Annotated in this window: 26 protein-coding genes and 2 pseudogenes; 16 read left to right on the top strand and 12 right to left on the bottom strand. The window is 73.6% G+C overall.

Annotation, left to right across the window (positions count from 1 at the left end; all coding sequences use genetic code 11):
* Positions 1–52 precede the first annotated feature (52 nt).
* Positions 53–1,684, top strand: a complete 1,632-nt coding sequence (locus ACWGH1_RS26170; RefSeq protein ID WP_453355784.1) for a beta-N-acetylhexosaminidase — start codon at positions 53–55, stop codon at positions 1,682–1,684.
* Positions 1,685–1,699: 15 nt separating this feature from the next.
* Here ACWGH1_RS26170 and ACWGH1_RS26165 read toward each other — a convergent pair whose 3' ends face one another.
* The 3 genes from ACWGH1_RS26165 to ACWGH1_RS26155 form a co-directional block, all read right to left on the bottom strand.
* Positions 1,700–2,014 carry a DUF3040 domain-containing protein gene (locus ACWGH1_RS26165; RefSeq protein ID WP_453355779.1) on the bottom strand — a complete coding sequence of 105 codons (315 nt, stop codon included), beginning with the start codon at positions 2,012–2,014 and terminating at the stop codon, positions 1,700–1,702.
* A gap of 115 nt (positions 2,015–2,129) precedes the next feature.
* Entirely contained in the window at positions 2,130–2,939 is an 810-nt protein-coding gene (locus ACWGH1_RS26160) for an endonuclease I family protein (RefSeq protein WP_453355783.1), read from the bottom strand.
* Between the two features lie 157 nt (positions 2,940–3,096).
* Positions 3,097–3,909, bottom strand: coding sequence for a glutamate ABC transporter substrate-binding protein (locus ACWGH1_RS26155; protein ID WP_453357579.1), 813 nt, complete (start codon positions 3,907–3,909; stop codon positions 3,097–3,099).
* Between the two features lie 425 nt (positions 3,910–4,334).
* Between ACWGH1_RS26155 and ACWGH1_RS26150 the strand changes: the two genes are divergently transcribed.
* Complete coding sequence (locus tag ACWGH1_RS26150) at positions 4,335–4,877, top strand: TerD family protein (RefSeq protein ID WP_453357580.1); 543 nt, start codon at positions 4,335–4,337, stop codon at positions 4,875–4,877.
* Between the two features lie 145 nt (positions 4,878–5,022).
* Here the strand turns inward: ACWGH1_RS26150 and ACWGH1_RS26145 are convergent, their stop codons facing one another.
* Positions 5,023–5,634 (bottom strand): TetR/AcrR family transcriptional regulator, encoded by a 612-nt coding sequence (locus tag ACWGH1_RS26145; protein WP_453357091.1) that lies wholly within the window; start codon positions 5,632–5,634, stop codon positions 5,023–5,025.
* A gap of 178 nt (positions 5,635–5,812) precedes the next feature.
* Between ACWGH1_RS26145 and ACWGH1_RS26140 the strand changes: the two genes are divergently transcribed.
* The 4 genes from ACWGH1_RS26140 to ACWGH1_RS26125 all read left to right on the top strand — a co-directional run bounded on the left by ACWGH1_RS26140 (position 5,813) and on the right by ACWGH1_RS26125 (position 10,059).
* Positions 5,813–6,676 carry a phosphatase PAP2 family protein gene (locus ACWGH1_RS26140; RefSeq protein WP_453357090.1) on the top strand — a complete coding sequence of 288 codons (864 nt, stop codon included), beginning with the start codon at positions 5,813–5,815 and terminating at the stop codon, positions 6,674–6,676.
* Positions 6,673–7,563, top strand: coding sequence for a hypothetical protein (locus ACWGH1_RS26135; protein ID WP_453357092.1), 891 nt, complete (start codon positions 6,673–6,675; stop codon positions 7,561–7,563). Before ACWGH1_RS26140 ends, ACWGH1_RS26135 begins: the two co-directional genes overlap by 4 nt.
* A 165-nt stretch (positions 7,564–7,728) precedes the next feature.
* Complete coding sequence (locus ACWGH1_RS26130) at positions 7,729–7,995, top strand: GlsB/YeaQ/YmgE family stress response membrane protein (protein ID WP_453409049.1); 267 nt, start codon at positions 7,729–7,731, stop codon at positions 7,993–7,995.
* 444 nt (positions 7,996–8,439) lie between these two features.
* Entirely contained in the window at positions 8,440–10,059 is a 1,620-nt protein-coding gene (locus ACWGH1_RS26125) for a peptide-N4-asparagine amidase (RefSeq protein WP_453409048.1), read from the top strand.
* Positions 10,060–10,113: 54 nt separating this feature from the next.
* On the opposite strand, the gene ACWGH1_RS26120 is transcribed toward ACWGH1_RS26125, so the two are convergent.
* Both ACWGH1_RS26120 and ACWGH1_RS26115 read right to left on the bottom strand, forming a co-directional pair.
* Positions 10,114–10,800, bottom strand: coding sequence for a LysM peptidoglycan-binding domain-containing protein (locus ACWGH1_RS26120; RefSeq protein ID WP_453356871.1), 687 nt, complete (start codon positions 10,798–10,800; stop codon positions 10,114–10,116).
* A 644-nt stretch (positions 10,801–11,444) separates the two neighbouring features.
* The gene (locus ACWGH1_RS26115; RefSeq protein ID WP_453409056.1) at positions 11,445–12,029 is read right to left on the bottom strand and encodes a dihydrodipicolinate synthase family protein; all 585 of its coding nucleotides are present in this window, start codon (positions 12,027–12,029) and stop codon (positions 11,445–11,447) included.
* A 36-nt stretch (positions 12,030–12,065) separates the two neighbouring features.
* Between ACWGH1_RS26115 and ACWGH1_RS26110 the strand changes: the two genes are divergently transcribed.
* From ACWGH1_RS26110 to ACWGH1_RS26090, 5 genes are all read left to right on the top strand, one after another.
* Positions 12,066–12,653, top strand: coding sequence for a LysR family transcriptional regulator (locus ACWGH1_RS26110; protein WP_453357405.1), 588 nt, complete (start codon positions 12,066–12,068; stop codon positions 12,651–12,653).
* Between the two features lie 97 nt (positions 12,654–12,750).
* Complete coding sequence (locus ACWGH1_RS26105) at positions 12,751–12,945, top strand: hypothetical protein (RefSeq protein WP_453357404.1); 195 nt, start codon at positions 12,751–12,753, stop codon at positions 12,943–12,945.
* Between the two features lie 74 nt (positions 12,946–13,019).
* Positions 13,020–14,105, top strand: a complete 1,086-nt coding sequence (locus ACWGH1_RS26100) for an S-(hydroxymethyl)mycothiol dehydrogenase (protein ID WP_453357403.1) — start codon at positions 13,020–13,022, stop codon at positions 14,103–14,105.
* Between the two features lie 111 nt (positions 14,106–14,216).
* Entirely contained in the window at positions 14,217–14,984 is a 768-nt protein-coding gene (locus tag ACWGH1_RS26095) for a PIG-L deacetylase family protein (RefSeq protein WP_453357743.1), read from the top strand.
* A 46-nt stretch (positions 14,985–15,030) separates the two neighbouring features.
* Entirely contained in the window at positions 15,031–15,864 is an 834-nt protein-coding gene (locus ACWGH1_RS26090; protein ID WP_453409047.1) for an enoyl-CoA hydratase/isomerase family protein, read from the top strand.
* 49 nt (positions 15,865–15,913) lie between these two features.
* On the opposite strand, the gene ACWGH1_RS26085 is transcribed toward ACWGH1_RS26090, so the two are convergent.
* The 3 genes and pseudogenes from ACWGH1_RS26085 to ACWGH1_RS26075 all read right to left on the bottom strand — a co-directional run bounded on the left by ACWGH1_RS26085 (position 15,914) and on the right by ACWGH1_RS26075 (position 18,061).
* Positions 15,914–16,264, bottom strand: coding sequence for an SDR family oxidoreductase (locus tag ACWGH1_RS26085; protein WP_453409046.1), 351 nt, complete (start codon positions 16,262–16,264; stop codon positions 15,914–15,916).
* Positions 16,265–16,349: 85 nt separating this feature from the next.
* A pseudogene (locus tag ACWGH1_RS26080) lies at positions 16,350–16,832 on the bottom strand (SDR family NAD(P)-dependent oxidoreductase); the annotation flags it as partial.
* Positions 16,833–16,912: 80 nt separating this feature from the next.
* Positions 16,913–18,061, bottom strand: coding sequence for a hypothetical protein (locus ACWGH1_RS26075; RefSeq protein ID WP_453409045.1), 1,149 nt, complete (start codon positions 18,059–18,061; stop codon positions 16,913–16,915).
* A gap of 223 nt (positions 18,062–18,284) precedes the next feature.
* Between ACWGH1_RS26075 and ACWGH1_RS26070 the strand changes: the two genes are divergently transcribed.
* From ACWGH1_RS26070 to ACWGH1_RS26050, 5 genes are all read left to right on the top strand, one after another.
* Positions 18,285–19,259: an NADPH:quinone oxidoreductase family protein gene (locus ACWGH1_RS26070; RefSeq protein WP_453355480.1), complete on the top strand. Its 975-nt coding sequence runs from the start codon at positions 18,285–18,287 to the stop codon at positions 19,257–19,259.
* Positions 19,256–20,443 carry an acyl-CoA dehydrogenase family protein gene (locus ACWGH1_RS26065; RefSeq protein ID WP_453355479.1) on the top strand — a complete coding sequence of 396 codons (1,188 nt, stop codon included), beginning with the start codon at positions 19,256–19,258 and terminating at the stop codon, positions 20,441–20,443. Before ACWGH1_RS26070 ends, ACWGH1_RS26065 begins: the two co-directional genes overlap by 4 nt.
* On the top strand, positions 20,440–21,552 hold the full coding sequence (locus tag ACWGH1_RS26060) for an acyl-CoA dehydrogenase family protein (protein WP_453355478.1): 1,113 nt from the start codon (positions 20,440–20,442) through the stop codon (positions 21,550–21,552). Before ACWGH1_RS26065 ends, ACWGH1_RS26060 begins: the two co-directional genes overlap by 4 nt.
* 100 nt (positions 21,553–21,652) lie before the next feature.
* Positions 21,653–22,021 (top strand): tyrosinase family oxidase copper chaperone, encoded by a 369-nt coding sequence (locus ACWGH1_RS26055; RefSeq protein ID WP_453355477.1) that lies wholly within the window; start codon positions 21,653–21,655, stop codon positions 22,019–22,021.
* Positions 22,022–22,037: 16 nt separating this feature from the next.
* Positions 22,038–22,901, top strand: a complete 864-nt coding sequence (locus ACWGH1_RS26050) for a tyrosinase family protein (RefSeq protein ID WP_453355476.1) — start codon at positions 22,038–22,040, stop codon at positions 22,899–22,901.
* 90 nt (positions 22,902–22,991) lie between these two features.
* Here ACWGH1_RS26050 and ACWGH1_RS26045 read toward each other — a convergent pair.
* From ACWGH1_RS26045 to ACWGH1_RS26035, 3 genes and pseudogenes are all read right to left on the bottom strand, one after another.
* Positions 22,992–24,021 (bottom strand): annotated as a pseudogene (locus tag ACWGH1_RS26045) (IS30 family transposase); the annotation flags it as partial.
* Between the two features lie 162 nt (positions 24,022–24,183).
* The gene (locus tag ACWGH1_RS26040) at positions 24,184–24,462 is read right to left on the bottom strand and encodes a chaplin (protein WP_136212270.1); all 279 of its coding nucleotides are present in this window, start codon (positions 24,460–24,462) and stop codon (positions 24,184–24,186) included.
* Positions 24,463–24,555: 93 nt separating this feature from the next.
* Positions 24,556–24,861 carry a hypothetical protein gene (locus ACWGH1_RS26035; protein WP_453409044.1) on the bottom strand — a complete coding sequence of 102 codons (306 nt, stop codon included), beginning with the start codon at positions 24,859–24,861 and terminating at the stop codon, positions 24,556–24,558.
* Between the last annotated feature and the right edge of the window lie 25 nt (positions 24,862–24,886).

Here is a 24,886-nt window from a genome sequence, read left to right as displayed (position 1 = left end):
CGGTCGCGCCGCAACGTTCCCCGTGCCACGTTGGTACGGGGAACGGTGCATGATGCGAGAGACCAGGCAGGCCAGGAGGGTCCACGCCATCGCGACGGCAGCGGTCGCCGCGCTGGTCACCCTCGCCGTCCCCGGATGTACGGGCGGGGGCCGGGGCGAAGCGCGCGCCGCCTCCCCGCCCGCCGTGACCACCAGCCCCGGAGCGGCCACGGCGGCGCCCGTCCCGTCACCGCCCGCGCCCGCCTCCTCGTACCCCCTCTCCACCGCCCCGCGCACCATTCCCGCCGTACGGGAACACGTCCCGGCCCGCGGCCCCGGCTGGCGGCCCGCCTCCGGTGCCCGCGTGATCATCGGGCCCGCCGACCGGACCGCCCTGACCGACGAGGCCCGGCTCCTCGCCGGTGAACTGGGCCTCGGCTTCGCGGAGTCCGCCGACCCGCGCCCCGGCGACGTGCAACTCGCCCTGGACGCGGCCGCGCCGGCGAAGCCGGAGTCGTACACCCTCACCGTCCAGGGCGGCCGGGTCCGGATCGGCGGCCACGACGAAGCGGGCGTGTTCTACGGCACCCGCACCCTCAAGCAGGAGATACGCACCGCCGGTTCCGCCCCCGAGGGCACCGTCCGCGACGCTCCCGAGCGGCCCCAGCGCGGCCTCAACCTCGACATCGCCCGCAAGAACTTCACCCCCGACTGGATCGAAGCCAGGCTCCGCGAAATGGGAGACCTCAAGCTCAACCAGCTCGGCCTGCACTTCTCCGACGACCAGGCCTTCCGGATCGAGTCCGACACCCACCCGGAGATCGTCTCCACGCCGCACCTGACCAAGGCCGAGGTCCGCCGCATCACGGAACTCGCCGGCCGCCTGCACATCACGGTGGTCCCCGAGATCGACTCGCCCGGCCACCTCGGAGCGGTGCTGCGCGCCCACCCGTCGCTCCAGCTGCGCGACGTACAGGGCCGGGCCGTCAAGGGCGCCGTCGACATATCGAACCCGGCCTCGGCGAAGCTGGTGGACGAGCTGCTGCGCGAGTACCTGCCACTGTTCCCCGGCGGGGCCTGGCACCTCGGCGCCGACGAGTACCAGGCACTGGTCGTCCGCGACCCGCAGGCCTCCTTCCCGCAGCTCGCCCGCGCCGCGCGGCAGCGGTACGGACCCTCGGCCCGGGTCCAGGACCTGGCGACGGGCTGGCTGGACGACCGGGCCGCGGTCGTGCGGCCCTCGGGCAAGGCGCTCAAGGCGTGGAACGACGGCTTCTTCGCCGGGGGAGCGGTGACGGCCGCCCCCGACCTCCAGGCCGAGTACTGGACGGGCAAGGAGATCGGTGCCCGGCCGCCGCTGGACTACCTGCGGGCCGGCCGCAAGGTGGTCAACCTCAACGACGAGTACCTGTACTACGTGCTCGGCGAGCCGAACGAGTTCACGTATCCCACCGGCCGCCGCATCTACGAGCAGTGGACCCCCCTCGTCCTGCGCGGCACCACAGCGGTGCCCGCGCAGTACGGGCCGCAGATCCTGGGAGCCCGGCTCGCAGTCTGGTGCGACCTGTCCGCCGCCCAGACCCAGGCCCAGGTGGCGGCCGGGATACGGTTGCCGCTGGCCGCCCTGTCGCAGAAGGTCTGGGACCCCAGGACCCCGCAGCTCACCTGGCCGGCCTTCCAGGCCCTCGCGGACAAGCTCGCGTGACACCGGGCGGTGGCGCTACGGGGCCCCGCGCCGGACCGCACGGCCGTGGAGCTGCCAGCGCCGCCTGATCCATCGGCCCAGCAGCGGCAGGGCCGTGCACACCGTCACGATCCAGGTGGCGGCGAAGGCCCAGATCAGCGGCTGCGACACGGTGACCGAGGCGGCGATCAGCAGGGCCAGGGTCAGTGCCCCGAGCAGACAGGCCGCCACGGCGTGCCGGCGGCGGTGTGCGGACCGCAGCCGGCGGTCGAGGGAACGGTCACCCTTGAGTTGGGCTTCGATCGCCGAGAGGGCTCGCCTCTCGCGGTCGGAGAGTCCGGCTCCGTCCATGACGACGTACCTCCGCGGGCTGCCGCCGTCGGGCGCGACCGCAGCCCTCTGGCCTGCGGATACCCGGCCTGACGCGGGCCAATCCCGCGGAGGGCGCCGTGGCCGGCGCCGTCGGTCACCAGATGGAGTTGACCCACTCCGGGTGGTCGATGAACGGGTTGCGGTTGTGCTGGTAGGTGTCGAAGATGACCTGGTTGCGGCGCTGCTCGAAGGCGTCCGGCGGGTCCATCTGGTTCCACTGCTTGAGCACGCTGATCCGGCCCATCGCGGGCGCCGTGCCGTTGTTGACCTTGTCGTTCGGCTCCAGGTCGGGGAAGCCGTCCCCGCCGTCGTACCGGACGGCCATGTAGAGCAGCATCCGCGCCACGTCGCCCTTGACCGCGTCCCGCGGCTCGAAGGAGTCGGAGTCGGTGTAGCTGCCGGGGGCCTCGGCGACCGGGCTGCCGCCCATGTCGAAGTCCTTGTTGCCGCGGGTGCTGTTGACCGTGACGTCCTCGGGCCTGAGGTGGTGCAGGTCGGTGCCGGGGCCGGTCGCGGTGCCGAAGTCGCCGTGGCTCTTGGCCCACACGTGCTCGCGGTTCCAGTCGTCGGGGTCGCCCCCGTTGGTGTTCTTGGCCTGCGAGCGGCCCGAGTAGACGAGGATGACGTTGTTCGGGTTGGCCGGGTCCTGGTCGGTGACCTTCAGCGCGTTCCACACGCCGTCGTAGGTGACCGTGGACTGGTTCTTGATGATGCCGTGGAGCGCGCTCTTCAACGCGGCGCCGGTCTTGCCCTGGGCGGCGGCGTAGTAGTCGGTTGTGGTGGCGGCGACGGCGTGGGGAGCCGCTGTCGTCCGCTGCTGTCCGGCCGAGGCGGTGGCCGGTATGAGGGCCAGGGCGGCGGCCGCGAAGCCGGCCGCCCAGGGGCTGAGGCGGGAGAATCTCATGACGTGGGGGTACCTCTCCACACGCACCGCCCCCGCCGGTCGAGTTGGCGGGGTGTCAGGTGGCAGAGCGAGGCTCACATTGTCATGTATCGAACAGATGAAGGCTATGTGTCGGGAAGGGGTGCGGCCCCGGTCGGCGCCGGGGCCGCAGAGCGCGTCAGCTGCCCGAGGTCACCTGCGGGGCCGGCTCGTACTTGTAGTTGGCCGGGCCGAAGTTCTTCTTGACCGCCGCGTCCCAGGAGCCGTCCGAGACCATCTTCGTCAGCGCGGTGTTGATCTTCCGCTGGAGTTCGGTGTCACCCTTCTTGATCCCGATGCCGTAGTTCTCGTTGCTCAGGTTCAGCCCCAGCAGCTTGAACTTGCCCTCGTTGCCCTTCTGGGCCGCGTATCCGGCCAGGATGGAGTTGTCCGTCGTCATCGCGTCGGCCTGGTTGTCCTGCAGGGCGACCAGGCAGTCCGAATAGCTGCCGAGCTCCAGGACGCTCGCCTTGGGCGCCAGGTTCTTGCGCACGTTCTCGGCGGAGGTGGAACCGGTCACCGAGCACAGCCTCTTGTTGTTGAGGTCCTCGGCCTTGCTGATCGTCGCGTCGTTGGACCGCACGAGCAGGTCCTGGTGCGCGATGAAGTAGGGGCCGGCGAAGTCGACCTTCTCCTTGCGCTTGTCGCTGATCGAGTAGCTGGCGGCGACGAACTTGACCTCGTTGTACTGGATCAGCAGTTCCCGGTCGGAGCTGTAGACCTGCTTGAACTCGATCTCGTTCGGCTTGTAGCCGAGCTGCTTCGCGACGTACGTGGCCACGTCGACGTCGAAACCGGTGAAGGTGCCGTCGGCCTCGCGCATCCCGATGCCGGGCTGGTCGAACTTGATGCCGATCGCGAGCGGCTCCTTGGGGCTGTCCCCGGCACAGCCCGTGGCGGTGGCGGCGATGGCGATCACTGCGGCGACCGCACCGGCCTTGGGAACCTTCATGCTGCACTCTTTCCTGGGGATCGCGGGTCACGCGGGAGGGGGGACGTACCGGGTGCCGGGTTCGGCACGGAGTACGGGGTCGGTACGCAGTGCCGGGCACGTGCGGAACCACACGGTCCGGAGGGCACGTGTATGAGGAAGCTAGGAACGTGACGGCCGCAGCGTCACTACATCTGAGGGAAATTTGAGGATAACGATCCGGCTCTGCCGCAGATCCTGCGGCCGGACAACTGCGGGACGGCGAAAGGAGGACGGACATCTCCGCTCATTCAGCGACGGATCGGTGATGTTCGGTGTGAATGCCCCGCAATCGGACCATGGGAAGTTCGCCGCCGCTTCGGCCGGCAACGTACGTTTCCGCCGCCGTGATCACCGGCACGTGACAGCATGGACGGGTCATGTCCGGTGGACGGAGGGGGAATTCGGTGAGCGGAGTACGCAAGAGCCTGGCCAAGGTGGAGATAGCCCTGCGCTGGGATCCCAGCCCGGCCGGGGCGCCGCCGCACGACCTGGACGTACTGGCCGCCGTGTACGGCACGGCGGCCCTCTACGGGGACCCCGTCTACCTCGTCCACTTCGGCAGTCGCGCCCCCGACGGCACGATCACCCTCAACCGGGACAGCGACACCGGGCTGGGATTCGGCTTCGACGAGGTGATGACCCTGGAACTGAACCGGCTGGCCCCCGAGCTGGGCCGGGTGGTCGTGGGCGTGGTGATACAGGACCCCGGACCCGAAGGCGCCCGTACGAAGACCTTCGCCACGGTGGCGGGGACCGGACTGCGGATCCGCGAGGGCTACACCGACCTGGCCGAGTCGGACTTCTCGGACATCGGGGGGTTCAGCGCCGCCACCGTCGCCGAATTCCTCCGGGACCCCTCGGGCGGCTGGTCCCTGGACGCGCGGACGCGCGGTTTCGATGCGGATCCCGAGCAGTACACCCGGCTGATGGCGGCGCCCCGGCCGTGAGGTGAGCGCCGTTCCGCACAGATCGGGCGGCGGCCACTCGTCGTGCGAGTGACCGCCGCCCGGTCCGGGTGGCGCGCTGCCGCCGTCCCCACGAGGCAGCGCGGGCAGGTCTCCGTCCGGTCATCGGGGACGGTGGCCCACCGGTCTAAGGGGTGGTGTCCGGCGTGATGCCGAGCGAGGGCAGCAGGGACGCGTCCACGAAGCGCACCAGGTAGTCGGCGTCGGCGTACCGGCCCTCCAGCACCGGCCGGATCCGCATGACGCCCATCAGCTGCGCGGGCAGGAACTCCACCGCCGGATGGCCCGGGGGGATCTCGCCGCGCGCCACGGCCCGCGCCACCATGGCGTCGAACGCGGTCAGCTCGGGCTCGACGAGCGCCTCCCGCAGCGCCGCCTGGAGCTCCTCGTCGCCGAGCACGGCGTGCCCGAGGGCCTGACTGAGCCGCGTGTCGCGCCCCGAGGTGCCCGCCGCGATCCGGGCCGCCTCGCGCAGGTCGCCCGCGAGGGTGCCGGTGTCCACGGCGGCGAGGGTGCCCTGCCGGTTGGCCCGCAGGGCGGCGGCCACCAGCTGGGGCTTGGTCTTCCACTGCCGGTAGAGCGTGGACTTGCCGCAACAGGCCCGGGCGGCGATGCCCTCCATGGTCAGGGCCTCGTAGCCGTTCTCACGCAGCTGGTCCAGCACGGCGTCGTAGAACTCCTGCACCCGCTCCGGGCTGATCTTGGAGCGGCGCGCGGAGGCCGGCGCTGTCTGCGTCATGGGTGCGGCCCTCCTCGGCTGCGTGGTCCTGGTGTCGAGTGTACGGCTACGGAAGCGTATCGGTACACCGGCGTATCGATACGCCCATGTATCGATACACTGGCGTGTCGATGTGTGACGGCCCGGTCGGACGAGCTCCGCCCGGCCGCCCGCCGAGTAGAGGAAGCGAGACCGTGGGATGACCACCGAGACCACCCCCGCGGAGCCCCCCACCGGTCCACCCGGACGCGGGCGGGAGCGGCGCCGGCTCTTGCGCGAGCTGCTGCTCGTGGCGGGACTCTTCACCGTCTACAAGGCGGGCCGCACGCTCTCCACCGGACGCACCGACGAGGCCTTCCGCAACGCCGCGCGAATATGGGACGCCGAACGCGCGCTGCACCTGCCGGGCGAGGGCGCCGTGCAGCGGCTGCTGCTGCACGGCGACGCGCTCGTACAGACGGCGAACGGCTACTACGCGGCCGTGCACTTCCCCGCGACCGCCCTCTTCCTCGGCTGGCTCTACGTCCGCCGGCCCGGCCACTACCTGTGGACCCGCCGCGTCCTCGCGGTCCTCACCGGAGCCGCCCTCGCCCTCCACCTCGCGTTCCCGCTCGCGCCGCCGCGGATGCTCGACGCGGCCGGGCTGGTGGACACCGGGCAGGTCTACGGGCCCACCGTCTACCGCGCCGCGCCGGCCACCGACACCCTGGCCAACCAGTTCGCCGCGATGCCCTCGCTGCACTTCGGGTGGGCGCTGATGGTGGCCCTCGGCATGATCGCGGCCACCCGGTCCCGGTGGCGCTACCTGTGGCTGCTGCACCCGCTGGTGACGCTGCTCGTGGTCGTCGGCACGGCCAACCACTACTGGCTCGACGCGATCGTGGCCACCGTCCTGCTCGGGGCGGCGCTGCTGCTCCTGCCGCGGCCGGTCGCGGAGGTGCCCGAGGCCGCTGCCGCGTCCCCGGCCGGCGCCCCTCCCGGCGCCCCGTCCCCCGACGCCGTGGTGCTGCCGGGGCCGCGCCGGGCGGAACCCGCGGTCGCGGGCGCGGGGAGCCGGCGATGAACGCCACCGCACTCGCCGTCGCCCTCTGCCTGGCCTCCGCCGTGGCCTACGCCGCGGCCGCCGTGGCCCAGGAGCGCCTCGCCCGCCGCGCCGTCGCCCGCAGCGCCGCCGCGCTGCTCGGAAACGGCGCCTGGTGGTGGTCGGCCGGGCTGAACGCCGGCGCGGCGCTGCTGCACGCGGCGGCCCTGCGCTACGGACCGCTCACCCTCGTCCAGCCCCTGGGCGCCCTCACCCTCGTGGCGGCCGTCCCGCTCGGGGCGCGCGGCACGGGGCGCCGGGTCGCGGCCACCGAGTGGCGGGGCACCCTGGCCACCGTCGCCGGGCTCGGCCTGCTGCTCCTGCCGGCCTCCGGCCCCGCTCCGGACGACACCCTCACCCTGGCCGAGGCCCTCGCCGTCTCGGGCGCCACCGCGGCCGTGATCACCCTGCTGACGCGGGGCGACGTCCGTTCCGGGCTGCGGCACGCCACGGCGTCGGGGCTGGCCTCCGCCGCCGCCTCCGCGTTGACCCAGACCGTGGCGGTGGCGGGCGGCCGGGGCGGGGCCCTGTTGAGCCTGCGGGTGATCACGGTGGCGCTGCTCGTCGTGGTCTTCGCCGTCGGCGGCATGCTCCTGTCACAGCGGGCCTACCGGGGCGGACTCGGCGCGCCGCTCGCCGTGGTCAACCTGTCCAACCCCCTCGCGGCCGCCGCCATCGGCATGGTCCTGCTCGGCGAACGGCTCCAGGGCGGCGCCGTCGGCATCCTGCTGGCCACCGCGGGCGCCCTCGCCGCGGCGCGCGGGGTGCTGCTGCTGACCCGGACGAGCCCGGGCGTGCGGACGGGTGAGCGGTTGAGCGAGCCGGTCGCGGTGACCGCCGCCGCACCCGCAGGCCGGGTAGCGGCATGATCCGCACGGCGGGCTTCCGGTTCGGCGCCGGCTCCCGCTCGGCCGCATGAGGGCGGCGAGGGCGGCCGCGCCGGACGGCGCCGTCCGGCGCCGGAGAACCGATTCAGTCCGCCCGGCGTCCTCCTCACCGAGTCAGTGAGCACGAACGAAGCGGAGTGAGCGGGCATGGGCATCATCGGCTGGATCATCCTGGGGCTGCTGGCCGGAGGCATAGCCAAACTGCTGCTGCCCGGCCGGGACCCGGGCGGACTGATCGGCACCACCCTCATCGGCATCGCCGGAGCCTTCACCGGCGGATGGCTCTCGGCGAAGTTCCTCGACCGGCCGGTCCAGAACCAGTTCTTCGACGCCGCCACCTGGGGCTCCGCCATCGCCGGCTCCCTCGTCCTGCTGATCGCCTACCGCCTCCTGTTCGGCAACTCCCGCCGCTGACGCCCGTTGCCGGGCCGGAGCGAGAGCTGCGGGAGGCCGTCCACCCGCCGGGCGGGGGCGCCGTCCCGGCCGACGGAGGTGCTTCCCAGCGCACCGCGCTCGTGGGCGACCCCGTCGCCGGCGCGGCCCGGCGGAACGGCCGGCCCGGTCCGCGACAGCGTCGCCGCGGCCGTTGCGGTCCGGGCGTCCTGGCGCCGGGCCCGGTGCCCCGGAGCGGCAAGGCGGGCGGCGGCACCGCGGCGAGCCCGTCACCTTCCGGCCCGGGACACCGCAAGACGGGCGCCGGCGCCGTCCAGGAGCCGTCCGGGGCACCGGGTACGCCGACGAGGGCGGGCCGGTTCGGGCGACGCCGGCGCAGACCGGACCGTCCGGGGGCGGGATCCGGCCAGTGCCGCACCGTACGCCCTGGCGTCCCCGGGGCCGGCCGGGTTTCACTGCGGGGCCATGAGACGACACAGGATCATGGGCCTGCTCGGCGCCCTCGCGCTCGCCGCCGGCAGCCTCGCCGCCGCGGGGCCCGCGAGCGCCTCCACCGCCGCCGGCCGGCCGGCGGGCGACCCGCCGGCCGAGTTCGGCACCGACTGGCACGACCCGCTCACCGCCGCGCCGCCCGTGGCCCGGCCCGGCACCCGGTCCTGCCAAGTGACCCTGGCCGAGGCCCAGTTCCGTGACTTCACGCCGTACCGGGGCAGTTACGCGCCCCCCACCGGCTGCGGCCGGGCCGACTGGGCGAAAGTGGTGCTCCGCCTCGACGGCAAGGTCAAGGGCCGCCAGTACGACCGCCTCGGCAACCTCACCCTCGGCGGCGTCGAGATCCTGAGCACCTCCACCCCCGAACCCTCGCCCGACGGCATCACCTGGTCCGTCGAAAAGGACGTCACCCACTACCGGGACACCCTCAGCCGCCCGCAGCCCGTCGAGATGCTGATCGGCAACGTCGTCGACGACACCTACACCGGCGTCATCGACGTCCAGGTCACCCTCACCTTCTACGCCGCCGAAGGCGGCACCCGGCCCGCCGAGACCCCCGACCGCGTCCTCCCGCTCACCACCCCGTCCGTGACCACCCCGCGCAACACCGAACGCCTCCTCGCCGAGGTGTACGCCACCGGTTCGGGCGGCGGCTGCGAGGAGTTCTGGTACCTGACCACGCCCGATGCCGCCCCGTACTCCTGCAAGGCGGCGGACGGCCCCTACCGCGAGGTCCGGGTACTGGTCGACGGCCGACTGGCCGGACTGGCCGCGCCGTTCCCCACCGTCTGGACCGGCGGCTGGTCGAACCCGTTCCTCTGGTACGTCACCCCCGGCCCGCGCGCCTTCGACGTCCAGCCCCTGCGCTACGACCTCACGCCGTACGCGGCGCTCCTCAACGACGGCCGCCCGCACCGGATCGAGGTGTCCGTCGCCGGGGTCCCGGCCGGACAGAGCGGCTGGAACACCCCGGCGAACCTGCTGCTGTGGCAGGACGAGGGCCGTGAGGTGGTCACCGGTGCCCTCACCCGGCACGAGGAGGGCGATCCGGCCAACAACGTCCGCTGGACGCCCGGTGGCGAACACCGGCTCGACACCGAGGGAAGCCACACCCTGACGGTCGCCGGACACCTCGACACCTCGCACGGCCGGGTCACGACCACCGTCACCCGGACCGTGCACAACACCTCCGTGCACCGCTGGACCGAGGGCGAGAACCTCGACGCGCTCGCCGCGCAGTGGACCGACGAGGAGACCGTGTCCCACGGGGCGGCCGCCACCACCACCCGGCGCACCTACACGATGGACGGTGAAACCACCCTGGGGCCGGGGGACCGGCTGCGCACCGTCCTCTCCCTCGGCGACCGGGCCGACACCGCCACGCTGCGCGGCGGTCGCCAGGCGGGGTGGTCGCGGCTGGAGAACACGTACGCGGGGGACGCGAGTTACACCGCCAAGGTCCCGCGCGACCAGCGGCACGCCGTGGGCACCACGACCGTGCGTTACCGGCTGTCCGGACCGGCGGCCGGCTGCTACGACCGTACGGTCGCCACCGCCCAGGGCGCGGTCACCCAGGACCGCCGCCGCTGTTGACGCAAAGCCGCCCGGACACCCGTACATCGGGCATCCGGGCGGCGAAGGGCCTCTTTAGTACGGGCCGTTGACGTTGTCGATCGACCCGTAACGGGCGGCCGCGTAATTGCACGCGGCGGTGATGTTCGCGACCGGGTCGTAGGAGTTCAGCGGAGTTCCCGGTACGTGGTAGGCGCGGAAGGTCGGGTCGATGACCTGGAGCAGCCCCTTGGAGGGAATACCGGCCGCGGCGTTGGAGTCCCAGTTGTTGATCGCCATGGGATTGCCCGAGGACTCGCGCATCACATTGCGCAGAATTCCGTTGTAACTCCCGGGAATACCGTGCTGGGCCATGATGTCCAGCGACTGGCGTATCCAGCCGTCCAGGTTGTTGGCGTAGGAGGTGGCGGGGCGCGCCGCGGCCTGCACCGCCGTGGCCGTGGCCTTCGCCGTCTTCGGCGCCGTACCGAGGGTCAGCCTGATGCCGGGCTGGATGATCGAGGGGTTGGCGCCGACGACGCTCTTGTTCGCCGCGTAGAGCTGCTGCCAGCCGCCGCTCACCGAGTGCTCGGCGGCGATCTTCGAAAGGGTGTCACCGGCGACCACGGAGTACGTGGTGGGCGCGGCGGTCGTCTCCGTCGCACCGGCCGTGGTCGCGCTGACCAGCGGGAGGGCGAGGGCCGCCCCGCCCGTGCCGGCGATGGCCAGCTTGCGGGCGATCGGGTTCTGCTTCGGCCGGCGGTGCTTACCCTTTGGCGGCATGGCGCAATTCCTCACGTGGGGGTACGGGAGAGCCCTCGTGGCGGCCGGTTTCAACGGGCGGCCACTGGGAACGAGGTGACCGTAGGCGAATCCGGGCGACCGGAACAAGGCGTGAATTCCACCGGATGATCGACTTCCCGCAGGCCGCCCGGTAAATGACCTTGGGAATGCGTTCCCCGGAATGCCAACTTTCTTTCCGGGGAAAGGGAATCCGGCCTTTGCCGGAATTGATGTTGATACGCCCGTAGTGACTCACATCACGGGCGGAAGGCCGTTGCGGCAAACCGGGGCAACTCGCCCCTCCGGGTAGCGGATTCGGGCGACCCGGCTGTAATGCGCGAATCGCCCACAAAGGGCGCTTTCCGGCGCCGGGAAGTCCGATTTGCCCCTCAGGGGCGCCGCCCCGGGAGGGGTCCCGCGGCAGGCGGGAGATCCGCGAGGGCCCCGAGGGCGTCCATCAGCGCCGCCCGCGACGCCGGCAGCAGCGGGAGGCGGACGTCCGGGGAGGGCCGGGCGTACAACACGCCTTTGGGCACGGCCGGGTTGGGCTCCCCGAACAGCGCCGCCGAGAGCCGGGCGAGGGCCTGGCCCAGAGCCCGGGCCCGCGGGACGTCCCCCGGCCGCCGGACAGCGGCGAGCTCGGCCTACCGGTCCGTCGCCACGTGCGCCGAGGCGAGGATCCCGCCCGCCGCGCCGAGCGCGGGCAGCGGCGAGAGGTGCACGTCGTCACCTGCCAGGGACGCGAAACCCGCGCGGAGTCCGGCGAGCAGCGCCACCGCGTCCTGGTCGGTCCCGCCGACCGCGTACTTCACCCCAGCCACCCCGGACAGTTCCCCGAGCGCCCGCAGCGCGCCCGCGTCCAGCGGCTGCCCCGTCCGGTACGGGACGTGGTGGACGACCAGCGGTACCGGACTCACCTCGGCCGGCCGCGCGAAGTGCGCCGCCACCCCCGCCGCCGCGGGCCGTACGAACGAGGACACCGGCACCAGCGCCGCCCCCACCCGCGGCCGGCGCGCCAGCCGGGCCGGCGCGGCCTCGGCGGCCCGGGTCCCGCTCGCCCCCGCGCCACCGTCAGCGGTGCGCCCCGCTCGCGGCAGACCCGGGCGCAGACGGTGGTCACCAGATCCTGCTCCGCCCGTCGAGCACGGCCGGCTCCGCGGTCGTGCCGAGGGCCACGGGCCCGGTGGTGCCCGGGTCGAGCACCTCGTGCGCGAGCGCCTCCAGCGCATCGGCGGCGACGTCACCGCCGGGGCGCCATCGCCGCCGTGCCCGAAGCCCTCGCTTTCAGCCCTTCGGCGGTGTCCCGGCAACTGGGCGTCCTCGAACGCGAAGCCGGTCTGCCCCTGCTGGAGCGGACCGGCCGCCGGGTCCGGCTCACCCCGGCCGGCCAGAGCCTCGTCCGGCACGCCGAAGCCGTCCTGGAGCGGCTGGAGCAGGCCGGCGCCGAGCTCGCGAAGGCCCGTCGCGGTCCGGCCGGAGCCCGGCGCATCGGGTCCTTCCCCACCGCCACCCGGGCCGCCGTCCCGGCCGCCCTGGGCCTCCTCGCCCGCCGCCGTCCCGGGCTGGAGCCGATGGTCCGCGACACCGACCCGGTCGCGGTCGCGCACGCGCTCCGCGTCGGTGACCTCGACGCGGCCCTCATCCACCAGGGCGACTTCGTCCCGGCGGCGCGCGAGCCGGCCTGGCCGCCGCGCCGCTGTTCGTGGAGTCCCTGTACCTGGCGGCCCCGGCCGTCCCCGCCGCCCCCGGCGCAGGCGCGGGGGACACCCGGACCGGCCAGGAGGAGGTGCTGCGCCGCCACGCCGGAACGCCCTGGACCACCGCCGCGCCCGGCACGCTCTGCCGCGCCATGACCGTACGGGCGTGCCGGGCGGCGGGCTTCGAACCCCGGATCCGGCACCGGGTCGACGAGCGCCACCGTCCTCGCCCCCCGTCGCCGCCGGGCAGGGGGTGGCCGTCGTCCCGCAGCTCGGCGTCACCGCATCCGACCGGGACGGCGTCGGTCTCACCCGGCTGCCCATGGCACGCCGGACGGTGCTCGCCTTCCGCAGCGGAGCCGCCGGCCACCCCGCCGTCGCCGCGCCGGGGGCGGCGCTGCGGGACGCCGTACCGCCGGAACCGGCCGGATCCCGCGCCGCGGGGTGACGCAACTCCCGCGCCGGGCGCCGCCCGTGTACGTTCGGTGATCCGGACAGAGCCGACCAGGAGCGGGGTACGAAGTGACGCATCGCGTACGAGGGGTCATCGCGCGGAGCAAGGGCGCGCCGGTGGAGACGACCACGATCCTCGTGCCGGACCCGGGTCCCGGCGAGGCGCTGGTCAAGGTGCAGGCCTGCGGGGTCTGCCACACCGACCTGCACTACCGCGAGGGCGGCATCAACGACGAGTTCCCCTTCCTCCTCGGCCACGAAGCGGCCGGGGTCGTGGAATCGGTCGGCCCGGACGTCACCTCCATCGCGCCCGGCGACTTCGTCATCCTCAACTGGCGTGCGGTCTGCGGGAACTGCCGCGCGTGCCGCCGCGGCCGCCCGTGGTACTGCTTCGCCACGCACAACGCGGCCCAGCCCATGACGCTGGAGGACGGCACGCCGCTCTCGCCGGCCCTCGGCATCGGCGCCTTCGCCGAGAAGACCCTGGTGGCGGCCGGGCAGTGCACGAAGGTCGACCCGGCCGCCTCGCCCGCCGCCGCGGGGCTGCTCGGCTGCGGGGTGATGGCGGGCCTGGGCGCCGCCCTGAACACCGGCGACGTCGGCCGGGGGGACTCCGTCGCCGTCATCGGCTGCGGGGGAGTGGGCAGCGCGGCGGTGGCGGGCGCCCGGCTGGCCGGCGCCTCGCGCATCATCGCCGTCGACCTCGACGACCGGAAGCTGGAGTGGGCGCGCGGCCTGGGCGCCACCCACACCGTCAACGGCCGCACCGAGGACGTGGTCGAGGCCGTGCGGGAACTGACCGGCGGCAACGGCGCCGACGTGGTCATCGAGGCCGTGGGCCGCCCCGAGACCTACCGGCAGGCCTTCTACGCGCGCGACCTCGCCGGAACCGTGGTGCTCGTGGGTGTCCCGACTCCCGAGATGCAGCTCGAACTGCCGCTCCTGGACGTCTTCGGGCGCGGCGGAGCCCTCAAGTCCTCCTGGTACGGGGACTGCCTGCCGGAGCGCGACTTCCCGATGCTCATCGACCTCTACCTCCAGGGCCGGCTGGACCTCGACGCCTTCGTGTCCGAGACGATCCCGCTCGACGCGGTCGAAGCGGCCTTCGGGCGGATGCAGCGGGGCGAGGTGCTCCGCTCGGTGGTCCTCCTCTGACGCCGTAGGGCCTGCCCGGCCGCGCGGCGTCGCGCTCGGCGGCAGATCACGGCCGGCCCCGGCGCGGTGCGGCCGCCGCGCCGGGCCGCTCCGTTCGCCTATTGTGCGGGCATGAGCGAACAACAGGCCGCGCAGGCAGCCCCCTTGCAGCCCATGCCCACCGACTGGCAACGCGCCCTGGCGGTCGTCGCTCACCCCGACGACCTGGAATACGGCTGCGCGGCCGCCGTCGCCGACTGGACGGACGGCGGACGGGAGGTCGTCTACCTCCTCGCCACGCGCGGCGAGGCGGGCATCGACACCATCGCACCTGCCGAGTGCGCCTCCGTGCGCGAGGCGGAGCAGCGGGCCAGCGCTGCGGTCGTCGGAGTCGCGACGGTGGAGTTCCTCGACCACCGGGACGGTGTCGTGGAGTACGGGCTCGGCCTGCGCCGGGACATCGCCGCGGCCATCCGGCGCCACCGCCCCGAACTCGTCATCACCCTCAACCACCGGGACACCTGGGGCGGGGCGGACGGCGGCGGCTTCTGGAACACCCCCGACCACAAGGCCGTCGGCCGCGCCACGCTGGACGCCGCCGGTGACGCGGGGAACCGCTGGATCTTCCCCGAACTCATCTCGGAGCACGGCCTGGAGCCCTGGGACGGAGTGCGCTGGGTCGCGGTATCGGGCACCACCACGCCGACGCACGCGGCCGACGCGGGCCCCGGCCTCGAACGCTCCGTCGAATCCCTGCTGCAGCACAAGACGTACATCGAGGTGCTGACCGACCAGGATCCCGAGGAGTACGTCCGTGGCTTCCTCACGGGCAACGCCGAGCAGGTGGCGGCCCGGTTCGGCGGGCGCCCGGCGGTCGCGTTCGAGCTCTTCCCGCGCTGACCGCCGCGCCGCTGGACTGACGATCCGTCAGGCAGCGGGGGGTCCGGTGATCGACACCACCAGCACGGACATCGCGGAGGGCGAGGAGCGGATCCGGCTGCGGGTGGCGAACGCGGTCGCCGTCCTCACCCTCTGCCGCCCGGACCGGCTCAACGGCTGGAGCTGGGAGTCCACCCGCCAGCTGGGCCTGCTGGCCGACCGGATCCGCTTCCGTCCGGACGTACGGGTGGTCCTGCTACGGGCCGAGGGCCGGGCGTTCTGCGCCGGGATCGACGTCAAGGCGCCGGGCGGAGCGATCACCGGGGAGACCGCCGCCGAACGAAACCGGAACTACTACGAGGGCGTCCGCTGGGCCCACGAGCGCTTCGCGGTCCTCGCCGGGCTCCCGCAGCCGGTGGTCGCCGCGGTGCAGGGACACTGCCTCGGCTTCGGCTTCGAACTGGCCCTGATGGCCGACATCCGGGTGGCCGCCGAAGACGCCGTCTTCGCCCTGCCGGAGGCGGGCCTCGGCGTGGCGGTGGACGCGGGGGGCGACCTGCGCATCGCCCGCGAAGCGGGCGCGGGCTGGGCGAAGTACCTCGCGCTGACGGGCCGCCGCATCGACGCCGCCACCGCCGAACGCCGGGGCCTGGTCCAGCTCGTCGTACCGGGCGCGGAACTCGACGCGACCGCCCGCGCGGTGGCCGCGGAGATCGCCGCCAACGCTCCCCTCGCCGTCCAGGGCATCAAGCGCGCCGTCGACGCCTATGCGGACGCCGCCCTCCCGGCCGCCCTCGACCGGGTGGCGATGACGGCGGCCCTCACCCTCACCTCGCGGGACGCGGGCGAGGGCTACGGCGCGAAGGCGGCCCGCCGGCCCCCGCGGTTCACCGGGGGGTGAGTCCCGCCCGCGGCCGCGGGCCGGCCCGTCAGCGCTGCACGATGCCATCTCAGGGGGTGAACGGGCCGTGCCCCAACTGCTCGCGCACCGGGACCACATCCGGGTTGACCAGTGACCGGCGCTGCCAGTTCGCACCGTCGACCACCAGGGTGTGCCCGGTGATGAAGCCGGCGTAGGGGGAGGCGAGGAAAGTGGCCGCCCAGCCCAGTTCGCGCGCCTCCCCGACCCGCAGGGCGGGCTGCCGGGCGGCGTTCCCGCCGCCGTGCCGGGCGGCCCGGTCGAGGCCGTCGAGGATGTCCACCGTCATGTCCTCGTGCGGGAACAGGCCGGGCACCAGGCCGTTGATCCGGATGCCGTACGGGCCCCACTCGACGGCGAGCGTCTCCACCAGGTTCTTCACGCCCGCCTTCGCGGCCGCTGTGCGCGAAACCGGGACCGCCGGTCCAGGCGTAGGAGGCCCCGATGCTGACGATCGACCCCGGGGTGCCGGCCGCCAGGTGACGGCGGCCGAACTCGCGGGTCATGAACCAGGTACCGGTCAGGGTGATGTCCACGACCGCCCGCCAGGCGTTGGGCGACAGGTCCTCCGCCGGACACGGGAAGTTGGCGGCGGCATTGTTGACGAGGACGTCCGGCGTCCGCCCCGAGGCCGCCGCGGCCGCGTCGAAGACGTCCGCGACCCGTTCCGGGTCCCGGATGTCGCAGACGGCGGCCGTCACCAGGCCCGCTCCGGGCACGGCCGCCAGCTCCGCGCACGCCGCCTCCAGCGGCGCCCGGCGCCGCCCGGCGATCACCACGTCCGCGCCGAGCCGGGCGAACTCCGCGGCGATCGCCTTGCCCAGCCCGGTCCCGCCGCCGGTGACCAGGACCGTCTGCCCGGTGTACGTACGGGCGGGCAGGGCGGATGCACCGGACGGCGGCGGCGCGGGAAGCCCGCGCGGGCCGGGCGGAGGTGTGGGGGAGGCCATGCGCCCCATCGATAGCGCCTCGGCCCCCAGATCACCACCCCCGGGCAGGGACCGACGACCGGACCCGGATCCGGTGGATGTCAACTGCCCGGGTGGTAGGCCTGCTCGGCCGCACAGGTCCAGACGACCGGCTTGAGCTTGCCGCTCGCGTTCACGGCCGCCCCGCCCACCCGGCCGTCGTCCGACACGGCGTCGGCCATGCTCGCCCCGCCCGCCGGGAGCCGCGGGAGCGCCATGACCGGGCCGGAGCCCGGCCACAGCTGCGCCTGGTCCGGCCGGGTCAGCTGCTCGGGGTGGAACTTGGCGGTGCCGACGCTCACGTTGGTGGTGGGGCTGATCGCCTCGAACGTGCCGTACGGGTGGGTGCTCAGGGTTCCCGGGGAGCTGCCGGGGCCGGTGTGCGGGGGAGTCCAGACCCACGGCGTGTACTCGTGCCACGGCCCGGACCAGTCGTAGCCGACGATCCGCGTGCTCTCGTCGAGGTCCTGGACGTAGCTCTCCTCCAGGGTCCCGGTGCCGGTGGGGGCAGGCAGCCGGGCGGCCGTCCCGTCCGCCGGCCACAGCACCGGGTAGGTCCCCTGGAGGTGTTCACCCGTCTCCGGCACCTCGTAATCCTGCTCGGCCTGGCCGAGGACGTCCCCCGCGCGGTTGATGCCCGTGACCATCTTGATCCTGGTGCCGGGGCCGGCGTCCGCCGGGACGGGCAGCTCCCGTACCTTCCGGCCGTCCTTCCACACGGTGCCGACCCAGTTCCTGGAGCGGGAGACGACGTACCCGGCGTCGTTGACGTCCGCCTCCCCGTCGGACCCGTCGCCGTCGTCCAGCAGGGTGATCGCCGGGGCGCCCTGCTGGTACGTGAACAGGCTGGTGCCCGCGAAGGTGTCCAGGACGCCCACCATCAGGCCGTGGGCGTTGACGGCGAGCACCTGCCCGGTGCTGTCGGGGTCGCTCAACGGGACCCGGTGGACCGTGGTGCCGGTCCAGTAGACGGGCTTGTAACCGGAGACGCCGACGGCGAGGTTGCCCGCGCCGAGGTCCATGACGCCCTGGGTGCGCCGGGTGTCGCGCTGGTACGTTTCGGGCCCCAGCGAGCCGAGCACATGGATCCTCGGCGTGCAGGTGGCGGCCGCGCCGGCCGGTACGGCCGGCCCGGCCGCGGTGATCAGCCCGGCCACGGCCGTGACGGCTGCGGCCGCGGCGGCGCCGCGCTTGATGCGAACGTGATCCATCGCTGAACTCCCCCTGTGGTGTGCCGTCGCGGTGCCATGTCCCCTCCGGCACCGGACCGTTGATGCTATCCCGGTCGAACGGCTGTGCGCCGGTGGACGGCCGGGTGCGTCGTGCCGTATGCGGCTCATGTCGATGGGGCGGGCGGAACCGTTCCCATACGGGCAAGCGACCGCTTAGTATGCGCTCGGAGTGTGGTTCCTCGACGGCGGCTGGAGGCCCCGGATGCAGGCATGGCGCGTACATACCCCCGGCGAGCCCCGAGAGGCCATGCGCCTCGAAGAGGTTCCCGAACCGGTACCGGGCGGGGGCGAGGTACGGCTCAAGGTACTCGCCGCGAACGTCAACTTCCCCGACGCGCTCCTCGCGCGCGGCCAGTACCAGATCCGACCGCCGCTGCCCTTCACCCCCGGCGTCGAGATCTGCGGCGAGACCGAGGACGGCCGCCGCGTCATCGCCAACCCGAGCCTGCCGCACGGCGGTTTCGCCGAGTACGTCACCGCGCCCGCGCACGCACTGCTGCCGGCCCCCGACACCCTCGACGACGCCGAGGCGGCCGCCCTCCACATCGGCTACCAGACCGGCTGGTTCGGCCTCCACCGCCGGGCCCGCCTGCGGTCCGGCGAGACGCTGCTCGTGCACGCCGCCGCCGGCGGGGTCGGCAGCGCCGCCGTCCAGCTCGGCAAGGCCGCCGGGGCCACCGTCATAGGCGTCGTCGGTGGCAAGGCCAAGGTCCGCACCGCCGAGGAACTGGGCTGCGACCTGGTCATCGACCGGCGCGGCGAGGACGTCATCGCCCGCGTCAAGGAGTTCACCGGCGGGCGCGGAGCCGACGTGGTCTACGACCCGGTCGGCGGCGACGCCTACACCGCCTCCGCCAAGTGCGTGGCCTTCGAAGGCCGGATCGTCATCGTCGGCTTCGCCGGCGGCACCGTTCCCGCCCCCGCCCTCAACCACGCCCTCGTCAAGAACTACGCCATCCTCGGCCTGCACTGGGGCCTGTACGCCGCCAAGGAGCCCGCCGCCGTCCTCGCCTGCCACGGGGAACTGACCCGCCTCGCCGCCGAAGGCGCCGTCAGGCCGCTGGTCAGCGAACGCGTCCCGCTCGCCGCGGCCGCCGACGCCGTGCAGCGGGTCGCCGACGGCACGACCACCGGACGGGTGGTCGTCGTACCGTCCCTCGGCGGAGGTGCCCGGTGATCACCTCGGAGGACCTGCTCGGCCGCGTCCGCGACCTGCTCGCCGGCCACCCGCCCGCCACCACCCCGCGGGCCGAGTTCCTGCGCGCCCGCTTCGACGCCGGACTCGCCTGGGTGCACTACCCCGAGGGCCTCGGCGGCCTCGGCGCACCCCGCTCCCTGCAAGCCGTCGTGGACGCCGGACTGGAGGCCGCCGGAGCCCCCGACAACGACCCCCGGCGGATCGGCATCGGCCTCGGCATGGCCGCGCCCACGATCCTCGCCTACGGAACCGAGGAGCAGAAGCGGCGCTTCCTGCGGCCACTGTGGCTCGGCGAGGAGGTCTGGTGCCAGCTCTTCAGCGAGCCCGGCGCCGGCTCGGACCTGGCGGCGCTCGCCACCCGCGCCGTCCACGACGGGGCGAGCGACGAGTGGATCGTGGACGGCCAGAAGGTGTGGACCTCCAGCGCCCACACCGCCCGCTGGGCGATCCTCATCGCCCGCACCGACCCCGCGCTCCCCAAGCACCAGGGCATCACCTACTTCCTCTGTGACATGCACGCCCCCGGCGTGGAAGTCCGCCCGCTGCGCCAGATCACCGGCGAGGCGGAGTTCAACGAGGTCTTCCTCACCGGCGTCCGCATCCCCGACGCCCACCGGCTCGGCGCCGTCGGTCAGGGCTGGGCCGTCGCCCGCACCACCCTCATGAACGAACGCGTCTCCATCGGCGGCATGCGCATCCCCCGCGAGGGCGGCATGATCGCCCCCGTCGCCACGGCCTGGCGCGAGCGCCCCGAACTGCGTACCCACGCCCTGCACCAGCGGCTCCTGGAACTGTGGGTCGAGGCGGAGGTGGCCCGGCTCACCGGCGAACGGCTGCGCCAGCAGCTCGCCGCCGGCCAGCCCGGTCCCGAAGGCAGCGGCATGAAACTCACCTTCGCCCGCCTCAACCAGGAGATCAGCGGACTGGAACTGGAACTCCTCGCCGAAGAGGGGCTCCTGTACGAGGACTGGACCATGCGCCGCCCCGAGACCGTCGATTTCACCGGCAGGGACGCCGGCTACCGCTACCTGCGCGCCAAGGGCAACAGCATCGAGGGCGGCACCAGCGAAATCCTCCTCAACATCGTCGCCGAACGCGTCCTGGGTCTGCCCCCCGAGCCGCGCGACGACAAGGACCTCGCCTGGAAGGACCTGGCCCGATGAGCGCACCCTTCGACCTGCTCTACTCCGAGACGGAGGAGGCACTGCGCTCGGCCGTGCGGGCCCTGCTCACCGACCGCTGCCCGCCCGCGGCGGTGCTCGCCCGGGCCGAGGGCGGCCGGCCCCACGACCCCGGGCTGTGGAGCACCCTGGCCGCCGGGATCGGGGCCGCCGGGCTGCTCGTCCCGGAGAAGCTCGGCGGCCAGGGCGCGGGCCACCGCGAGGCGGCGGTGGTGCTGGAGGAGCTGGGCCGGGCCGTGGCGCCGCTCCCGTACCTGACGAGCGCGGTCCTGGCGACGGAGATCCTGCTCGGCTGCGACCCGTCCTCGGCCGAAGTGGCCGCGCTGCTGCGGGAGGTGGCCTCCGGCCGGCAGGTGTGCGTACCGGCCGTGCCGCTGACCCTGGCCCCCGGCGCACCGCTGCCGGCGCCGGTGCGGGACGGCGGGGGCGGGCTGCTGAGCGGCTCCGTGGGCTTCGTCGCCGACGCGGTGGCCGCCGACGTACTGCTCGTCCTGGCCGACACCGGCCTGTACGCCGTGCCGGTGGCGCAGGTCTCGCTCACGCCGCTGGTCCCGCTGGACCTGACCCGCCCGCTCGCCACCGTCCGCCTCGACGACGCCGCCGGGACCCGGCTGGCCGACCCCGCCACCGCGCGCGCCGCGGTCGCCGGGGCGCTGCTCGCGGGCGCCGGGCTGCTCGCCTCCGAGCAGGTCGGCATCGCCGAGTGGTGCCTGACCGAGACGGTGGCCCACGTCCGGACCCGCCACCAGTTCAACCGGCCCATCGGGTCCTTCCAGGCGCTCAAGCACCGCCTCGCCCGGCTCTGGCTCGACGTCGCCTCGGCCCGGGCCGCCGCCCGCGCCGCCGCCGACGCCCTCGCCACCGGCACCGCCGACGCGCCGCTGACGATCGCCGTCGCCCAGGCCTACTGCTCCGGGGTCGCGGTGCGGGCCGCCGAGGAATGCGTCCAGCTGCACGGCGGGATCGGCATGACCTGGGAGCACCCGGCGCACTTGTACCTCAAACGGGCCAAGGCCGACTCACAGGCCCTGGGAACGGCCGGCCACCACCGCAGTCTCGTCGCCGACTTCGCCGAACTCCCGGCGCCGTAGCCCTCCCCCCACCCCCGGGGGTACCCGTACCCCCGGGGGTGACCTCGTCCGCCGGGCCGCGTTAGACCGCGTAGCACGGGCCATCGAGCGAGGAGAACGCATGTACGCAGCATCCGCCGCACCACTCACCCGTCGCGCGGTCCTCCGGTCGGCCTTCACCGCGGCGGTGCTCGCCGGCGCCGGGGCGGCCCTGGCACCCGTCCTGCGCGCCCGGCGTCCCCGCCAGACGCTCACCCCGGCCCCGCTCGTGGAGGAGTCGTACCGCGGCCGCCACATCAGCGTCGACCTCGCCGCGGCCACGGTACGCATCGACGGGCGGCCGCTGCACGTGATGCGCCGGGCCGACGGCAGCTACCTCAGCGGGGTCAACCACTTCGAGTCCTTCGCCACCCCGATGGAGGTGGCCCGCGCGGCGGTGGACGAGCTGGGCACCGTGCAACTGGCGATGGCCGCCCCCCACCACGGCTGACGGCAGGAGCCCCGCCTTGTACACCCGGCAGAACCAGAAGGACCTGACCCGCGCCCAGAAGCAGCGGTTCACGTCGGCCGTGCTCGAACTCAAGCGGAACGGCACCTACGACCAGTTCGTCCGCACCCACGGCAAGTACTTCGTGCCGGACCGCGACCGCAAACTGCGCGTCGGACACATGTCCCCGTCCTTCTTCCCCTGGCACCGGCGCTATCTGCTGGAGTTCGAGAAGCAGCTGCGTTCCGTCGACGCCGGCGTCTCCATCCCGTACTGGGACTGGACCACCGACAACAGCCCCGCATCCACGCTGTGGGCGGAGGACTTCCTCGGCGGCACCGGCCGCGACGGCGACCACCAGGTGACGACCGGCCCCTTCGCCTACGGGCGGGGCGACTGGACGGTGACCGTCGGCGTCTCCGAGGCCCGCTACCTCACCCGCAACCTGGGCCGCCCGCAGAACCCGATCACACTGCCTTCCAAGGCCGAGCTCCAGTGGGCGGTCGACGACCCCGCCTACGACAGCGCGCCATGGGACTCCACGGCGCGCGGCGGCGGCTTCCGCAACAAGCTGGAGGGCTGGGCGGCGCCCAAGAGCGAGCGCTGGCGCAACCACAACAAGGTCCACCAGTGGATCGGCGGCCACATGACGGGCGGCACCGCTCCCAACGACCCGGTGTTCTGGCTGCACCACGCCTTCGTGGACCTGATCTGGGACCGCTGGCAGCAGAAGCACCCGGATTCCGGCTACCTGCCCGCCGCGCCCCCGCCGCTGGGCGACCCCCAGCACGGCCGGGTGATCGCCCTGGACGAGCCGATGCCCCCGTGGGACGTCACGCCGCGCGAGATGCTCCGGCATCAGGGCCAGTACCGCTACGAGTGAGCACCCCTCCGCGGGCACCCCGCCCCGGGCACCGAAAGGGCCCCCGCCCGAGGCAGATTCCAGGGGTCGTGGCAACGCGTGGTGGGTTGATCAAGCCGCGAGCAGTTTGGACAGACGCTCGGCTGGGGTTTCCCAGCCGAGCGTTTTGCGTGGGCGGCTGTTGAGCTCGGCGGCGACGGCGGCGAGGTCATCGCTGGTGTGCTGGGACGGATCGGTGCCCTTGGGGAAGTACTGCCGCAGCAGGCCGTTGGTGTTCTCGTTCGAGCCGCGCTGCCTGGGGCTGTCCGGATCGCAGAAGTAGACGGGGACGGCGGTGTCGATGCTGAACGCCCGGTTTGCGGCCATTTCGCAGCCCTGATCCCAGGTCAGGGAACGCTTGAGCTGGGGCGGCAGGTCCTTGACGGTGTCGACCAGGGCCTGGCGGACGGCAGCCGCGCCGTGTCCGGTCGGTAGGTGGACGAGCATGAGGTAGCGGGTGCTGCGTTCGACCAGCGTGGCGATTGCCGAGCGGGATGTGGGGCCGACGATGAGGTCGCCTTCCCAGTGGCCGGGCACGGCGCGGTCATCGGCCTCGGCGGGCCGGTCGCTGATCACCACCATCGGGCCGGCGAATCGGGGCTGTCAGCGTGCTGGTGACGATGGGGCCGGCGGATGGCCCGGCCGGTCCGCAGGGCCCGGGTCAGCTCACGCCGTAGTTCTCCCCGGCCCTGGACGTAGAGGGCCTGGTAGATCGTCTCGTGGACCACGTGCATCTCCGGCCGGTCGGGGAAGCGCCTGCGCAGAGCGTGGCAGATCTGTTCCGGGCTCCATCGCCGGGCCAGATGCTGCTGGATGAAGTCTCGAAGCTGCTGGTTGCGGCCTATCCCGTCTTGGGACGGGGGCGGCGTCGCTCGGCGCGGCGCTGGGCGGCATGGGGTCGGCAGTAGGAGCGGCCGTTGGACTCGGTAGTGCGGTTGCGGCGGATCTCTCGGCTGATGGTCGGGGCGCTGCGGCCCAGCTCGGCGGCGTTGACCCGAACACCCGCGTTTTCCCGGAGGCGGTCGGCGATGTGGATGCGCTCGGATTCGCTCAGATACCGCGATGGACCCGGCGGTGCAGACGCAGGCAGCGGCGCCACCGAGGTGATCGGTGGCGCCGCCGTTCCGAGAACCCTGCGGCTTCCTGCTGTCCTGGATCTCGAAGTCCATCGCATCCCCTGAGCTGGGGTGTTGCGACGACCACTAGAACCTAGGGTCCGGCGGGGGCCCTCGGTGACTCGGTCATACGGTCCGGTGGCGGGTGATCACTCGCCGTAGCCCTCGGTGTGGTGCTCGTCGCCACCCGACGCGTTGACGCAGGTGTTGCCGAACGCCGGGTTGAGCAGGGCGATCACGTTCACGGTGTTGCCGCAGACGTTGACCGGGACGTGCACGGGGACCTGGACCAGGTTGCCCGACAGGACACCGGGGGAGCCGATCGCCGCACCGTGCGCTCCGGCATCGGCGACGGCCAGACCCGCACCGGCCGCCACGGCGGTACCGGCGACAGCGGTGATGGCGAATGCCTTCGCGATACGCGACATCAAGATCTCCTCGTGAGATTGGATCGCCGCAGAGCTGCGGCATTTGACATGGCATACAACGCCGTGACCGCCCAGGGGTCACGGCCGCTGCTCCTACCCGGTGACGGAAAAGCGCACGGACGCGAAGTACGGCCGGACCGGGGTGACCGTTCCGGGCCGCAACACCGCCACCGGGGCGCCGGTGCAGTGCGGCTCCCGGTACAGGGTCACGGTGGTCCGGCCGCGGTTGCTGACCGCCCGGCCGCCCCCGCCCTGTGCCGCCGCACAGCCCTGCGGGGCGCTCAGTCCGTGGACCTTGTCGTCCTGGCCGACGTACTGGAAGTCGGGTCCCGCGGCCGCCGCCGGGGCCCCCGCGGCCCCCGGGGGGGGGGCCCACCGCCCGGGCCAGCTCCGTGACATGGGGATACCCCTGCGCGGCCGCGGC

The organism is Streptomyces sp. NPDC054883, assembly GCF_053610645.1.
The sequence above is the reverse complement of the archived record's forward strand: the minus strand, read 5'-3'. Positions and strand labels throughout refer to the sequence as shown.